The 14913-nt window shown below is 65.7% G+C and carries 13 protein-coding genes; 8 read left to right on the forward strand and 5 right to left on the reverse strand.

Annotated elements, in window-relative coordinates:
- The first annotated feature begins 51 nt into the window (after window positions 1-51).
- Genes shn_RS03270 through shn_RS03285 form a run of 4 tightly spaced genes read left to right on the forward strand, consistent with a single transcriptional unit; the run spans window position 52 to window position 3870 of the window.
- On the forward strand, window positions 52-1077 hold the full coding sequence (locus shn_RS03270; protein WP_064329130.1) for a sulfate ABC transporter substrate-binding protein: 1026 nt from the start codon (window positions 52-54) through the stop codon (window positions 1075-1077).
- A 5-nt stretch (window positions 1078-1082) separates the two neighbouring features.
- Window positions 1083-1949, forward strand: coding sequence for a sulfate ABC transporter permease subunit CysT (gene cysT / locus shn_RS03275; protein ID WP_064329131.1), 867 nt, complete (start codon window positions 1083-1085; stop codon window positions 1947-1949).
- Window positions 1939-2799 (forward strand): sulfate ABC transporter permease subunit CysW, encoded by an 861-nt coding sequence (cysW, locus tag shn_RS03280; protein ID WP_064329132.1) that lies wholly within the window; start codon window positions 1939-1941, stop codon window positions 2797-2799. Before cysT ends, cysW begins: the two co-directional genes overlap by 11 nt.
- An 18-nt stretch (window positions 2800-2817) precedes the next feature.
- Window positions 2818-3870, forward strand: coding sequence for a sulfate/molybdate ABC transporter ATP-binding protein (locus shn_RS03285; protein ID WP_064329133.1), 1053 nt, complete (start codon window positions 2818-2820; stop codon window positions 3868-3870).
- 165 nt (window positions 3871-4035) lie between these two features.
- Here shn_RS03285 and shn_RS03290 read toward each other — a convergent pair whose 3' ends face one another.
- From shn_RS03290 to shn_RS03305, 4 genes are all read right to left on the reverse strand, one after another.
- The gene (locus tag shn_RS03290) at window positions 4036-5439 is read right to left on the reverse strand and encodes an amidohydrolase family protein (RefSeq protein ID WP_064332408.1); all 1404 of its coding nucleotides are present in this window, start codon (window positions 5437-5439) and stop codon (window positions 4036-4038) included.
- A gap of 107 nt (window positions 5440-5546) precedes the next feature.
- Complete coding sequence (locus shn_RS03295; RefSeq protein WP_064329134.1) at window positions 5547-6404, reverse strand: LysR substrate-binding domain-containing protein; 858 nt, start codon at window positions 6402-6404, stop codon at window positions 5547-5549.
- Window positions 6405-6519: 115 nt separating this feature from the next.
- On the reverse strand, window positions 6520-7758 hold the full coding sequence (locus tag shn_RS03300) for a saccharopine dehydrogenase family protein (protein ID WP_064329135.1): 1239 nt from the start codon (window positions 7756-7758) through the stop codon (window positions 6520-6522).
- A gap of 36 nt (window positions 7759-7794) precedes the next feature.
- Complete coding sequence (locus shn_RS03305) at window positions 7795-8895, reverse strand: carboxynorspermidine decarboxylase (protein WP_064329136.1); 1101 nt, start codon at window positions 8893-8895, stop codon at window positions 7795-7797.
- Window positions 8896-9428: 533 nt separating this feature from the next.
- Here shn_RS03305 and shn_RS03315 point away from each other — a divergent pair.
- Window positions 9429-11678 (forward strand): heavy metal translocating P-type ATPase, encoded by a 2250-nt coding sequence (locus tag shn_RS03315; RefSeq protein ID WP_064329138.1) that lies wholly within the window; start codon window positions 9429-9431, stop codon window positions 11676-11678.
- A complete protein-coding gene (locus shn_RS03320) occupies window positions 11675-12244 on the forward strand; it encodes an SCO family protein (RefSeq protein ID WP_064329139.1) in 570 nt (189 codons plus the stop codon). Before shn_RS03315 ends, shn_RS03320 begins: the two co-directional genes overlap by 4 nt.
- A 6-nt stretch (window positions 12245-12250) precedes the next feature.
- Here shn_RS03320 and shn_RS03325 read toward each other — a convergent pair whose 3' ends face one another.
- The gene (locus shn_RS03325; protein ID WP_064329140.1) at window positions 12251-12667 is read right to left on the reverse strand and encodes a helix-turn-helix domain-containing protein; all 417 of its coding nucleotides are present in this window, start codon (window positions 12665-12667) and stop codon (window positions 12251-12253) included.
- Window positions 12668-13141: 474 nt separating this feature from the next.
- Between shn_RS03325 and shn_RS03330 the strand changes: the two genes are divergently transcribed.
- Both shn_RS03330 and shn_RS03335 read left to right on the forward strand, forming a co-directional pair.
- Window positions 13142-14077 carry a murein L,D-transpeptidase family protein gene (locus shn_RS03330; protein ID WP_133034430.1) on the forward strand — a complete coding sequence of 312 codons (936 nt, stop codon included), beginning with the start codon at window positions 13142-13144 and terminating at the stop codon, window positions 14075-14077.
- 14 nt (window positions 14078-14091) lie between these two features.
- On the forward strand, window positions 14092-14814 hold the full coding sequence (locus tag shn_RS03335; RefSeq protein ID WP_145925854.1) for a L,D-transpeptidase: 723 nt from the start codon (window positions 14092-14094) through the stop codon (window positions 14812-14814).
- Window positions 14815-14913 lie beyond the last annotated feature (99 nt).

Consider the following 14913-nt stretch of genomic DNA (forward strand, 5'->3'; position numbering starts at 1 on the left):
TCTACTAATTCACTAGGGTTTGTGTGGGATAAAAATCCAAGGAGGTTGGAGATGTCGATATTGGCCAAACGGTTCGGGGCTTTGATCGTGGGTGCCGGGCTTGCGCTCGGCGGGGTGACGGGGGCGTTCGCACAGACGACGCTGCTCAATGTCTCCTACGACCCGACGCGTGAGTTCTACAAGGAATACAACGAAGCCTTCGCCAAGCACTGGAAGGCGGAAACGGGCGAAGACGTCACGATCCAGCAGTCGCATGGCGGTTCGGGCAAGCAGGCGCGCGGCGTGATCGACGGCCTGGAGGCCGACGTGGTGACGCTGGCGCTCGAAAGCGACATCAACGCGATCGCGGAGAACACCGACAAGCTCGCCAAGGACTGGCGCGGCCGGCTGGCGAACAATTCCTCGCCCTATACCTCGACCATCGTCTTCCTGGTGCGCAAGGGCAATCCGAAGGGCATCAACAACTGGGGCGACCTGGTGAAGGACGATGTGCAGATCGTCACCCCGAACCCGAAGACCTCGGGCGGCGCCCGCTGGAACTACCTGGCGGCCTGGGCCTGGGCGAACGAGGAATTCTCCGGCGACCAGGACAAGATCAAGGCCTACATCGCCGAACTCTTCAAGCGCGCGCCGGTTCTCGATACGGGTGCCCGCGGGTCGCTCACGACCTTCGCGCAGCGCCAGATCGGCGACGTGCTGCTTGCCTGGGAAAATGAGGCCTATCTCGCGGGCGCCGAGTTCGGCGCGGATTCCTTCGACATCGTCTGGCCGCCGATCTCGATCCTCGCCGAGCCGCCGGTCACCGTGGTCGACGGCAATGTCGACGCCAAGGGCACCCGCAAGCAGGCGGAAGCCTACCTGGAATACCTCTACTCGGACGAGGGCCAGAATCTTGCGGCCAAGCACTACTATCGCCCGTCCAAGCGCGATGTGGTGGCACCCGAGTTGCTCAAGCAGCTTCCCGACATTAAGCTGGTCACCATCGACGACCCGATCTTCGGCGGCTGGGTGAAGGCACAACCCGAGCATTTCGGTGACGGCGGCGTCTTCGACCAGATCTACAAGCCGGGGAACTGATACCTTTGACGACTTCTGCTGCTGCTTCTTCCGGGCGGTGGCGACTGAGACAGCCGAGCGTTATTCCGGGTTTCGGACTGACGCTCGGCTTTTCGCTCGCCTATCTGACCCTCATCATCCTCATCCCTCTGGCCGGCCTCGTCTGGCGCTCGGCCGGGCTATCGGGCGCGGAATTCCTCGCCATCCTTTCGGACCAGCGCACCCTCAATGCGCTGAAGGTCTCCTTCGGCACGGCCTTCATCGCCGCACTCGTCAATGTCGTCTTCGGCGTCATCGTCGCCTGGGTCATCGTGCGCTACGAGTTCCCCGGCCGGCGCATCGTCGATGCCATCGTCGATTTGCCGTTCGCGCTGCCGACGGCCGTCGCCGGCATCTCGCTTGCCGCGCTCTACGCGCCGAACGGCTGGATCGGCCAGGTCCTCAACCTCTTCGGCATCAAGGCGGCCTTCAATCCGACCGGCATCGTCATCGCGCTCATCTTCATCGGCCTGCCCTTCGTGGTGCGCACGGTGCAGCCGATCATGGAGGAGATCGACCGCGAGGTGGAAGAGGCGGCCGCGACGCTCGGCGCGGGCCGTTTCCAGACCATTTCCCGGATCCTGCTGCCGGGTCTCTCCCCGGCGATCCTGACGGGATTCGCGCTCGCCTTCGCCCGCGGCGTCGGCGAATACGGCTCGGTCATCTTCATCGCGGGCAACATTCCCTACGTCTCGGAAATCGCGCCGCTGCTCATCGTCATCCGCCTGGAAGAGTTCAACTACGGCGCGGCGGCGGCCATCGCCACCATCATGCTGGGGCTCTCCTTCGCCATGCTGCTGTTCATCAACCTCGTCCAGGCCTGGAACCGCCGGAGGTACGGCCATGGCGCATAAGTCCTTTCGCCTGCGCTCCCCGACGACGGAGGCGCCGCTTGCACGCTATACGCTGATGGCGGTCGCCTTCCTCTTTCTGGCGCTCTTCCTCATCCTGCCGCTCGTCGCCGTGTTCATCGAGGCCTTCCGCAAGGGCGCGGGCGAGTTCTTCCTCTCGCTCGACGATCCCGATACGCTGGCCGCGATCCGCCTGACGCTCACCGTCGCCGGCATCGCCGTGCCGCTCAACCTCGTCTTCGGCGTGGCGGCGGCCTGGGCCATCGCCAAGTTCGAGTTCAAGGGCAAGGCGTTCCTGACGACGCTGATCGACCTGCCGTTCTCCGTCTCGCCGGTCATTTCCGGCCTGGTCTATGTGCTGCTCTTCGGCGCCGGCAGCGCGCTCGGGCCCTGGCTCAAGAGCCACGGCATCGAGATCCTGTTCGCCGTGCCGGGCATCGTGCTCGCCACCGTCTTCGTCACCTTTCCCTTCGTCGCGCGCGAGCTGATCCCGCTGATGCAGGAGCAGGGCACGGGCGACGAGGAGGCGGCTTTGTCGCTCGGCGCCTCCGGCTGGCAGACCTTCTGGTACGTGACGCTGCCCAACATCAAGTGGGGCCTGCTCTACGGCGTCCTGCTCTGCAACGCGCGCGCCATGGGCGAGTTCGGTGCGGTCTCGGTGGTCTCCGGCCATATCCGCGGCCTCACCAACACGATGCCGCTGCATGTCGAGATCCTGTACAACGAGTACAATTTCGTCGCCGCCTTCGCGGTGGCCTCGCTCCTCGCCGCGCTCGCCCTCGTCACGCTCGTCGTCAAGACGGTGCTCGAACTTCACTACGGCGCGGAAATCGCCGCCGGCCGCAAGCATTGACCTGAAAGGCACGCCCGTATGGACGTCAGTGTAAAAAACATCCGCAAGGAATTCGACCGATACCCGGCGCTCAACGATGTCTCGCTCGACATCCGCTCCGGCGAACTCATCGCGCTTCTCGGCCCTTCCGGCTCCGGCAAGACGACGCTTCTGCGCCTCATCGCCGGCCTCGAGCAGCCGACCCTCGGGAAGATCTATTTCGGCGCCGAGGACGCCTCCCACCGGACGGTGCAGGAGCGCCATGTCGGCTTCGTCTTCCAGCATTATGCGCTCTTCCGCCACATGACGGTCGCAGACAACATCGCCTTCGGCCTCACCGTGCGCCCGCGCGGACAGCGGCCGGACAAGGCGGAGATCCGCCGCCGCGTCGGCGAGCTCCTGGAGATGGTGCAACTCTCGGGCCTCGAAAAGCGTTATCCGAACCAGCTCTCCGGCGGTCAGCGCCAGCGCGTGGCGCTCGCCCGCGCCATGGCGATCGAGCCGAAGGTGCTGCTGCTCGACGAGCCCTTCGGCGCGCTCGATGCCAAGGTGCGCAAGGAGCTGCGCCGCTGGCTGCGCGAGTTCCACGATCGCACCGGGCACACCACGGTCTTCGTCACCCATGACCAGGAAGAAGCCCTCGAACTTGCCGACCGCGTCGTGGTGATGAGCCAGGGCGCGATCGAGCAGGTCGGCTCCTCGGACGATGTCTATGATCGTCCGAACTCGCCCTTCGTCTTCTCCTTCATCGGCGACAGCGCCAGCCTGCCCGTCACCGTGACGGACGGCGCGATGCTCTTCCAGGACGAACCGATCGGCATTGCCCCGAAGCCGCGCGACATCCAGGGCGGCAACGGCACGCTCTTCTTCCGCCCGCAGGACGTCGCCCTCGTCGCCGATCCGGCAGCCCCCGCGCTCGAAGGCCGCGTGGCCACCTCCCGCCGCCTTGCCGGAACCCGCATCGCCGATCTCGACATCGGCAAGCCCGGCGAGGCGCACCATGTCGAGATCGAGGTGCCGCTGGAAGCGTCGGCTGCGACCGGCACGGTGCTGCGCTTCCGCCCGACGCGCTGGAAGACCTTCGCGGAATGAAAGAAGGCCGGCGCAGGACGCCGGCCTTTTTGTGCGGATGAAGTCCGCCAACCTCTCCTCCGTCATCCTCGTCCTCGGGTTCAACCCGAGGACGAGGATGACAATGGTGGATGGGGCGCGGGTGTGTGCGCAATCCGGGGACGGCGCCGACCTCGATCCCGGTCGTCAGCTCGATGCCTTCCCCACGCTGCCGGAAACCAGGCGCCCCTTGTGGAACGTCGCGGTGCGGGCGGGCAGGCGGGCGACCGCTTCGGCCGAGCAGCTTGCCGTGGTCAGCGAGAAGCCGGCCTCGTCGCCGGCCTTCGGCCAGGCGCGGTTGCCGTCCTCGTCGAGCGGCAGCACGCCGCCGGTCGAGATGGCGAGCGCGCGCGACAGATGGTACTCGTCCGAGCCGCGATAGAGCTGGGCGTAGAGATAGGCCTTTTCCAGCATGTCGCCGCTGCCGAAGGGCGACCAGTGGTCGATCACGCTGTCGGTGCCGGTCATGACGAAGACGCCGGCCCTGGAAAGCTGCGGCAGCGGCATCATCAGCCCGCCGATCGGCACGGTCGAGGCGATGGTCATGCCGTTCGCCGCAAGCCGGGCCGCCGTCTCCTCCAGCTTTTCCGGCGAGAGCGTCGTCAGCGCGAAGGCATGGCTGATCGTCACCTTGTCCTTCAGCGCCGGGTTCTTCTCCACCGTTTCGATCATGTAGTCGATCGCCGCGACGCCCGCCGGGCTCGTCTCGTGCAGGTGGATGTCGATGCCCTTGCCGGTATCGAGCGCGATCTGGAACATGGCGTCGAGCGACGTTTCCATGGCGCCGTCGACATTGGTCGGGTCGAGGCCGCCGACATAGTCGACACCCAACTGCATCGCCTCGCGCATCAGCCCGTCCACCTTGGAATGCAGGAGCCCGTGCTGCGGGAAGGCGACGATCTCGCAGGTAAAGTCGTCCTTGTGCTTTTCCAGCGCCAGCTTCAGGTGTTCGAGGCTTTTCAGGCCGCTCACAGGGTCGATGTTGCAATGGCTGCGGGCGATCGTGCTGCCCTTGGACTGCACGAGGGCGATGAGGCCCTCGGCGCGCTCGACGGAGGTCGGCAGCAATTGCGGCAGCAGCGTCTCTTCGAGCGCGATCATGTCCATGATCGTCTTGCCCTGGCGCGGGCGCGGGGCCTGCCAGGGACCGCCATAGAAGGTCTTGTCGAGATGAATGTGCATGTCGCGCATGGTGGGCAGCGCCAACTGGCCGTTCGCCTGGTAGGTCGGCAGGCCCGCCGGCAGGCTCGCGCCGGCGCCGTGCAGCGCGGCGATCCTGCCGTCCTTGATTTCCAGCGTGTGGAGCGCCGTGCGGGTGGCGACGATCACGTCGCCGTCCTTCTCGAAACCCTCCTCCAGCCGCACGTCGGCGATGAGGTAATGGCTGTCTTGCACAGACGTCACGGTGTTCTCCTGACCGCAATCGGTCGTCTTGGCTGCGGCGTCACGGCTCATGCCGCCGGTCAAGCCGGCGACGGCGGCCGCGGTGGTGAGCTGGCCGGTGCGGCTCAGGAAGGCCCTGCGGCTCTGCGATACGGCGTGTTGCAACATCGTCTCCTCGTCAAGCATGGAATGGATGGTGCCATTCTAGGAAACGCGGCCGCCTGATGGCAGCGACATTTGAAAATGCTGGCTATTCGATTTCCCACTGGCGGGGCTCAGCGCACCAGCCCGCAGAAGGCTATGAGCCGTTCGGCAAGGTCCAGCGCCACGGGCGTGGCGGTGTCGCGGTAGAACAGCGCGAGTTCGAAATCCTTGACGGGCGGCAGGCGCTCGGCAGCGCCGAGCACGCGGTGCGAGGGCAGGCGGCAGCTTGCCGGCAGCAGGCTGATGCCGAGCCCCGCGGCGGACGCCGCGGCCAGTGCCGCGAGGCCCCCGCCGCTGTAGCTGACGCGCCAGCGGATGCCGAGCCTGTCGAGCGCACCGCACAGTTCCTCGCGGTAAAGGCCGTTCACCGGGAAGACCGCGATCGGCACCGGCGACTGCTCGATGGCAGGATGCGCCTTGCTGTCGAGCCAGAGCAGCGGCTCCGGCCGCGCGGCGCGCGGCAGGTGCACCCGGCGCTGCTTGACGAGCACGAGGTCGAGCTCTTCCTGTTGGTAGGCGCGGTGAAGATCGGGGCTGAGCCCGCTCGTCACGTCGAGTCGCAGATGCGGATGTTCGCGCTTGAAGGCGGCGAGCAGGTCCACCGTCGGCACGGTGAAATCCTCGGGCATGCCGAGCCGCAGCACCCCGTCGCGCCAAGGGCCGGTCAGCGCGTCATGCGCCTCCTCGTTGAGCGCGATGATGCGGCGGGCATAGCTGAGCAGCTTGATGCCTTCCTCGGTGAGATGCACTTCATGCGAGGTGCGCTCGAACAGCGCCCTGCCGAGCAGTTCCTCCAGCCGGCGCACCTGCTGGCTGACGGTCGATTGCGACAGCGACACCCGGTCGGCCGCACGCGTGAAGCTCGCGGTTTCGCAGACCGCCACGAAGCTGAGCAGAAGCTGCGGGCTGAACATGGGGTAACGATTCATTCTTCCGCCGCCGCCGGTTGGTCCTGGCTCTTCGTAGCCGGTCGGGGCGCGTTCCACAACGACCGGGTCGTGCGGAGGGGCCGGCCGCGCGAGGAGGCGCGGCCGGCCCTGATGCTTAGAAGCTGACGGCGCGGTCGCCGTCCTCGTCCTTTATGCGGGTCGGCAGGCCGATCCGGTTCAGCAGGTTGATGAAGGGCTTCGGCGGCAGTTCTTCCACGTTGGCCATCTTCTTCACGTCCCATTCGCCGGTGGCCACGAGCATCGCGGCGGCGACCGGCGGCACGCCGGCGGTATACGAGATGCCCTGCGAGCCGACTTCCTCATAGGCTTCCTTGTGGTCGGCCACGTTGTAGATGAAGACGGTCTTTTCCTTGCCGTCCTTCAGGCCCTTCACATAGTCGCCGATGCAGGTCTTGCCTTCATAGCCGGGCGCGAGCGACGCCGGATCCGGCAGCACGGCCTTGACGACCTTGAGCGGCACGACTTCGAGGCCCTCGGCGGTCTTGATCGGCTGCTCGGAGAGGAGGCCGAGGCTCTTCAGCACGGTGAAGACATTGATGTAGTGGTCGCCGAAGCCCATCCAGAAGCGTACGTTCGCGCCGTCCATGTTCTTGGCGAGCGAATGCACTTCGTCATGGCCGCAGAGATAGGCGCGGCGCGTGCCGACGACCGGCAGGTCGTAATCCTTGCCGATCTCGAACATCTTGTTCGTCTGCCACTGGCCGTTCTGCCAGGAATAGACGACGCCGGTGAATTCGCGGAAGTTGATTTCCGGGTCGAAGTTCGTGGCGAAGTATTTTCCATGGCTGCCGGCATTGATGTCGACGATGTCGACGTCGGTCACCTTGTCGAGATATTCGTCCTTGGCGAGCTTGGCATAGGCGTTGACGACGCCCGGGTCGAAGCCGGCGCCGAGGATGGCGGTGATGCCCTTCTCCTCGCATTCGGCCGCGCGCTTCCACTCGTAGTTTCCGTACCACGGCGGGGTCTCGCAAATCTTGCCCGGCTCCTCGTGGATCGCGGTGTCGATATAGGCGACGCCCGTATCCATGCAGGCGCGCAGCACCGACATGTTGAGGAAGGCGGTGCCGACATTGATGACGATCTCGGACCTGGTGGAGGTGATCAGCGCCTTGGTCGCTTCGATATCGAGGGCGTCGAGCGCATGGCCTTTGAGCACGCCGGCCTCTTTCATCGCCTTCTTCTCATGGACCGACGCGATGATCTTGTCGCACTTCGCCTTGGTGCGCGACGCGATGTGGATGTCGCCGAGCACGTCGTTGTTCTGGGCGCATTTGTGCGCCACGACCTGTGCGACGCCGCCGGCGCCGATGATGAGCACGTTCTTCTTCATTTCGGGTTATATCTCCTTCTACCCGTTCAGGACGCCTCAGGAGAGGCTTTCTTCATAGTCCGCGTAGGTGAATTCGCGGACGGTTTTGATCTCGCCATCGAGTTCGCGGATGGCGATCGCCGGCATTTTCACGCCATTGAACCAGTTCTTCTTGACCATCGTATAGCCGGCCGCATCCTGGATGGAGATGCGGTCGCCCACCTTCAGTTCGTTCTCGAAATCGAACTCGCCGAAGATGTCGCCGGCCAGGCACGACTTGCCGCAGATCATGTAGCGGTGCGGCCCGGTGTTCGGGGAAAGCTTGGCCTTCTCCCGGTAGATCAGCAGGTCCAGCATGTGGGCCTCGATCGACGAGTCGACGATGGCGAGGTCCTTGCCGTTGTTCAGAAGGTCGAGCACCGTCGTTTCGAGCGTGGTCGACTTGGTGATCGAGGCCTCGCCCGGCTCCAGATAGACCTCGACGCCGTATTCGCCGGCAAAGCGCTTCAGCCGCTCGGCGAATTTTTCCAGCGGGTAGGTTTCACCGGTGAAGTGGATGCCGCCGCCCAGACTCACCCATTCGGCCTTCTTCAGGAGCGGCGCGAATTTCTCCTCGATTACGCCGAGCATGCGGTCGAACAGGTCGAAATCGCCGTTCTCGCAGTTGTTGTGGATCATGAAGCCGGAAATGCGGTCCATGACCGGCTCGACCTTGTTCACATCCCATTCGCCGAGGCGCGAGAAGGGGCGGGCCGGATCGGCGAGATCGAAGCTCGAGGAGGAGATGCCGGGATTGAGCCTGAGGCCCCGGACGATGCCGGCGGCCTTGTCGGCAAAACGGTCGAGCTGGGCGATCGAGTTGAAGATGATCTTGTCGGCGTGGCTGACGACCTCGTCGATCTCATAGTCCGCATAGGCGACGGAATAGGCATGCGTCTCCTTGCCGAAGCGCTCGTGGCCAAGGCGCACTTCGTTGAGCGAGGAGGAGGTCGTGCCGTCCATGTAGTCGCGCATGAAGTCGAAGACCGACCAGGTGGCGAAGCACTTCAGCGCCAGCAGCGCCTTGGCGCCGGAGCGTTCGCGAAGAAGCGCGATCTTTTCCATGTTGGCGAGCAGCTTCGACTTGTCGATCAGATAGTAGGGTGTCGTCAGGGACATGCTGGACCTGTCTTCTTGGAGTGTGCCGGCCGCCGGCAGAAGCCGGCAACGCGATAGAAACGCGAGGCGAGGGAGGCGCAGACCTCCCGCTCTCGCGTGGATTTCGGAAAGGAAGCCGGAAGTTACGGTATCGTCGTGCGGACACGGCGATATGACAGCGCTTTCGCGCTGTTGCCCCGCTCGCGGTGTCTCGTCGGGAAAAGAGCAAGCAGGCGCGGCGTCTTGACCGGCCGCACGGGGCGGGTCGGCGCAACGGCGTCAAAGCCAGAGCGTGCCGCCGGGGCACACATCGAAAAGCGTTCTTCCGTTCGGGGGGCGTCGACCGAGCCCATCCCCGATTGGAAGAGGGCGTCGCAAGACATGGCGTCCTCCCCAACCAGCAGATGAAACCTGCAATAAGTGGGGGCTCTGTAGCACAGCGCGGCCATGGATTTCAATGCACCTCTTTTTGCGCGATTTTGCGTTTTTCGCTCTTGCACCTCTAGTCGCTAGAGGTCGTAGAACCTCTTCACGAGACGAAAGAGGAATCTACGATGTCCGATGTGAAAGAGACCCGGTTCCGGGTGGGCGGCATGGATTGCGCCTCCTGCGCCAGCAAGATCGACACGGCGGTGCGCCGCATGCCGGGGGTTGCGGAGGTTTCCGTTTCCGTCACCGCCGGCACCATGCGCGTGCAGCACGATGCGACCAGCGACCTGGAGGCGATCCGCCGCAAGGTTTCCGGGCTCGGCTATTCGGTGATGCCGGCCGCGGAGGACGCGGAAAAGTCTGCCGCAGAACATGTGCACGGCCCCGGTTGCAACCATGACCATGGACACGGCCACAAGCACGATCACGGCCATGATCATGCCGGTCACGACCACAAGCCGAAGGCGGCGGCCGTCGAGGGGTTGCATGGCCATGACCATGGCCCCTCCGAAGGGCCGTGGTGGAAGGGCAGGAAGGGGCGGCTGACCATCCTTGCCGGCGCGGCGCTGGTCGTCGCCTACGGCATCGGTCAGCTCTTCCCGGCCATCGAGACCTATGCCTTCGTCATCGCCATGTTCGTCGGCCTCGTGCCGATCGCCCGGCGCGCCATCATGGCCGCGCTGGCCGGCACGCCGTTTTCCATCGAGATGCTGATGACCATCGCCGCCGTCGGTGCCGTGATCATCAACGCGACCGAGGAGGCCGCCGCCGTGGTCTTCCTCTTCCTCGTCGGCGAACTGCTGGAGGGCGTCGCCGCCGGCAAGGCACGCGACAGCATCCGCTCGCTCTCCGCCCTCGTGCCGAAGACCGCGCTTCTGGAAGACGGCGGCCGGACGACAGAGGTGCCGGCCGAGGGACTGACCGTCGGCGCGGTCATCCTCGTGCGCCCCGGCGACCGCATTTCCGCCGACGGCACGATCATCGACGGCGAGAGCGCCATCGACGAGGCGCCCGTGACCGGGGAAAGCACGCCGGTGCGCAAGGAGGTCGGCGACACCGTCTTCGCCGGCACGGTGAACGGCGAAGCGGCCCTGCGCGTGCGCGTCACCGCGGCGGCGGCGGACAACACCATCGCCCGCGTCGTCAAGCTGGTCGAGGAGGCCCAGGAATCCAAGGCCCCGACCGAGCGCTTCATCGACCGTTTCTCCAAATACTACACGCCCGGCGTCGTGGTGGTCGCCGCGCTCGTCGCGATCATCCCGCCGCTCTTCTTCGGCGGCGTGTGGAGCGAATGGGTCTACAAGGGCCTTGCCGTGCTGCTGATCGGCTGCCCCTGCGCGCTGGTCATCTCGACGCCGGCGGCGATCGCCGCCGCGCTTTCCGCCGGCGCCCGCCGCGGCCTCCTGATGAAGGGCGGCGCGGTGCTGGAAGGCCTCGGCAAGCTCACCGCCATCGCTTTCGACAAGACCGGCACGCTGACCGAGGGCAAGCCTGTTGTCACCGATATCGTCGCCTTCTCGGCTTCGTCCGACGAGGTGCTGCGCCTTGCCGCCGCGCTGGAGGCCGGCTCCAGCCATCCGCTGGCGCTCGCCATTCTCGGCAAGGCGGCGGAAGAGGGCATCGCGCCGCCGGTCGCAGGCGGCGCGCGGGCGCTCGGCGGCAAGGGGGTTGCCGCCACCGTCGAGGGCAGGGAGGTCTTCCTCGGCTCGCCCAGGGCCGTCGCCGAGACGGTGACGCTTTCCGACGAGGTGAAGGTTGCCACCGCCGCGCTCAACGACGACGGCAAGACCGTCTCCATGCTGGTGGTCGACGGCGTGCTCGCCGGCGCCATCGCCATGCGCGACGAGCCGCGCCCCGATGCGGCCGCCGGCCTCAAGGCACTGAAGGATGCCGGCATCCGGACCGTCATGCTGACCGGCGACAATGCCCGCACGGCAAAAGCCGTCGGCGCGGAACTCGGCATCGAGGTGCGCGCCGAGCTGATGCCCGAGGACAAGCAGCGCATCGTCGGCGAGTTGCAGCGCGAAGGCTATGTCGTCGGCAAGATCGGCGACGGCATCAACGACGCCCCGGCGCTCGCCGCCGCCAATGTCGGCATCGCCATGGGCGGGGGCACCGACGTGGCGCTGGAAACGGCCGATGCCGCCATCCTGCACGGCCGCGTCGGCGACGTCGCGCTGATGACGGACCTGTCGCAGCGCACCATGCGCAACATCGTCCAGAACATCGTCATCTCGCTCGGCCTCAAGGGCGTGTTCCTGGTGACGACCGTCGTCGGCATCACCGGCCTCTGGCCGGCGATCCTCGCCGATACCGGCGCCACCGTGCTCGTCACGCTGAATGCGCTCCGTCTCCTGAGGCCGATCAGGGGATGAGGCGCCGGGCGCTCCTTGGCCTTGCCGCAGGTCTTGTCGCGATCGTCGCCGTGACGGTCGCGGCAAGGGCGCCGTCCGGCGAGGCCACAAAACGGCGTGTCTTCGAACTTGAGACCGTCGACGGCACGCTCTTCCGCTCCGCCGATCTGGCCGGAAAGCCCTATCTGGTCTTCTTCGGCTTCACCCATTGCCCGGATGTCTGCCCGACCGCGCTCTTCGAACTGTCGGGTCTCTTGAAAGACATCGGCCCGGCGGCGGATCGCATCACGCCGCTCTTCATCTCCATCGATCCCGAGCGCGACACGGCGGACCTGCTGAAGCTCTACATGACCTCCTTCGATCCGCGCATCATCGCGCTTCGCGGCGACGCGGCCCAGACGAAGAAGGTGGCGGATGCCTTTTCGGCCTTCTACAGGAAGGTGCCGACCGCCTCGGACAGCTACACGATGGAGCACACCGCCGGCCTCTTCCTCATCCGTGCGGACGGGCGGCTGCAGGGCATGCTGGACATGCACGAGCCGCGCGAAACCCAGCTTCGGAAGCTGAGACTGCTTGCGGGCGCCTGACCGCGCTCAGTCGTGATCGTCGTGGCAGAGGTCGTGGTTGGCGAGCGCCCGGATGACGTAGCAGTCGCTGATCTGGTCGGAATGGCAATGGCTGGTGATGCGCTCCAGCTCGGCCTCCAGCTTGCGCAGCCGGGCGATCTTGCGCCGCACGGTGGCGAGCTGTTCGGCGGCGATGCGGTCGGCATCGCGGCAGGGGCGTTCGGGGTGCTGGCTGAGGTCGATCAGCGCGCGGATGGCATCGATGGTGAGGCCGAGATCGCGCGCATGGCGGATGAAGGCGAGGCGCTCGCGCTCCTCGCTGGAATAGCGCCGCTGGTTGCCTTCCGAGCGCTCGGCAGGGGAGATGAGGCCCATCTGCTCGTAGTAGCGGATGGTGGGAACCTTGACGCCCGTGGCCTTGGAAAGATCGCCGATCGTCAGCATCGCCTCTGCCTCTTAGAATGTAGCTACGCCACAGATGTGCCGGGATTGTCGGCAAATCAAGTCTTCCTTGCCGTCGGCCCGGTCCGGTGCCCGGGAAAGTATCCGCTAACGATTTTTTGTTCGCCGTGTGATCGTCGCCCGACGAAAATCGATAGATCGGGCCTTGATGCTCAAGGGGCTTGAGGTTTTATGCTCCCGCGGCGGCTGGTGCTTCGGATTCGGGGGGCCTGCCGGGGCATGATGCCGCGCTGGGCCGCTCGCGGCCACAAGATTAACGAAGTTCTAAGCAATCGCTTGGAATCTGTACCCCGAGATGCGCCGCCCTCGAACCGGCGCGCCCGGACCTCCAACAACCGAAAACGACCCATGTTTGCGCTTCGCCATCGTCTTTCCCGTGAAACCGCCCGCCTGCGCCTGCCGCTTCTTGCGCGGCTTGCCGCCGCCGCCGTCGCCGGCGGCCTGCTTGCCGGCTGCATGGCCATGGATGTCGCCTCGCTGGCCGAGGCGCCGCAGCTTTCCAGCAAGGTGAAGGCGGAGATGGCGAAGAAGAAGATGCGGCCGGAAAGCCCCGTGCTGGTGCGCATCTTCAAGCAGGAAAGCGAGCTGGAGGTCTGGAAGGTCGATGCGAGCGGCCAGTATGCGCTGTTCAAGACCTATCCGATGTGCCGCTGGTCCGGCAAGCTCGGCCCGAAGAAGAAGAGCGGCGACCGCCAGGCGCCGGAAGGTTTCTACCATGTCTCGGCCGGCATGCTGAACCCGAACTCGCAATATTACGTCTCCTTCAACCTCGGTTATCCGAACAGGCTGGAATCGGCGCTCGGCTATACCGGCGAGGCGCTGATGGTGCATGGCGCCTGCTCGTCCTCCGGCTGCTACGCGATGACCGACCAGGGCGTCGGCGAGATCTACGCCATCGTGCAGCGGGCTCTGGAGGGCGGGCAGCAGCGTTTCCAGGTGCAGGCCTATCCCTTCCGCATGACGACGCAGAACATGGCCAAGCACCGCGGCGATCCGAACATGCCGTTCTGGCGCACGCTGAAGGAGGGCTACGATGCCTTCGCCTTCACGCGCAAGCAGCCGAAGGTCTCCGTCTGCGGCGGCCGCTATGTCTTCAACACGGAATTCGACGGCGGCGAGCCGAGCGATCCGCTGGCGCAATGCCCGGCGGCGGTGAGCGAGCCGGCGACCGATCTCGTCGCCAAGCTCGGCGCGGAACAGAAGAGGCTGGATGCGGCGCTTGCCACCACGACGACGGTGTCGAGCTTTGCCTATATGGACGGCGGCATGCATCCGAGCTTCCGCACGCTCCTGAAGCAGCAGGGTGCGAAGGGCCTGGCCGCCCGCATCTCGCGCACGAAATATCCGGTCAGCCGGCCCGAAGCCGCCCTGGCCGATCCCTATGACGATTGACGCGAGGACATGTATTGACTGGTGAAAGCGTAAGCCGCCGATCCTTCCTGCTTGGCGGGGCGGGATTGGCAACCACCGTTCTGGCCGGCTGCACGACGCCGGTGCGCGAGCGGGTCGCTGTCGAGCCCGAACCGGTCGATACCAGCATCTACGCCGCCATGTACGGGCCGAAGCCGGACGAGCAGTTCCCGCTGCCGGCCATTCCCTACCAGAAGATCGACCGGCGCTTCTATCGCCAGATGGTGCCGAACCCGACCGGCGAGCGCCCCGGCGTCATCGTCGTCGATACGGCGAACCACTTCCTCTACCTCACCTACGAGGACGGTCAGGCCATGCGTTATGGCGTCGGCCTCGGCCGCGCCGGCTTCGAATGGGCCGGCCGCGGCGTCATCCAGTACAAGCGACAATGGCCGCGCTGGACCCCGCCGGACGAGATGGTCGCCCGCCAGCCGGAGCTGGAGCCCTACAGCATCGCGAACGGCGGCATGGAGCCGGGCCTGAAGAACCCGCTCGGTGCCCGCGCGCTCTACATCTTCCAGAACAAGGAAGACACGCTCTACCGCATCCACGGATCTCCGGAATGGTGGACGATCGGCAAGTCCGTCTCCTCCGGCTGCGTGCGCATGCTGAACCAGGACGTCATCGATCTCCACGACCGCGTGCAGAACGGCACGCCCATACTGGTGCTCGGCACCGCCGCCGTCGCGGCTGCGGGTAACGGCGTGACGTCGTTCTGAGACCGGCGGTTTTAACCTCTCTTCCGTCATGGTCGGGCTTGACCCGACCATCCACACCTCACTCGCCGCCTGGATCCTCGGCTCAAGGCCGAGGATGAC

This window comes from Shinella sp. HZN7, assembly GCF_001652565.1.
Lineage (GTDB): Bacteria > Pseudomonadota > Alphaproteobacteria > Rhizobiales > Rhizobiaceae > Shinella > Shinella granuli.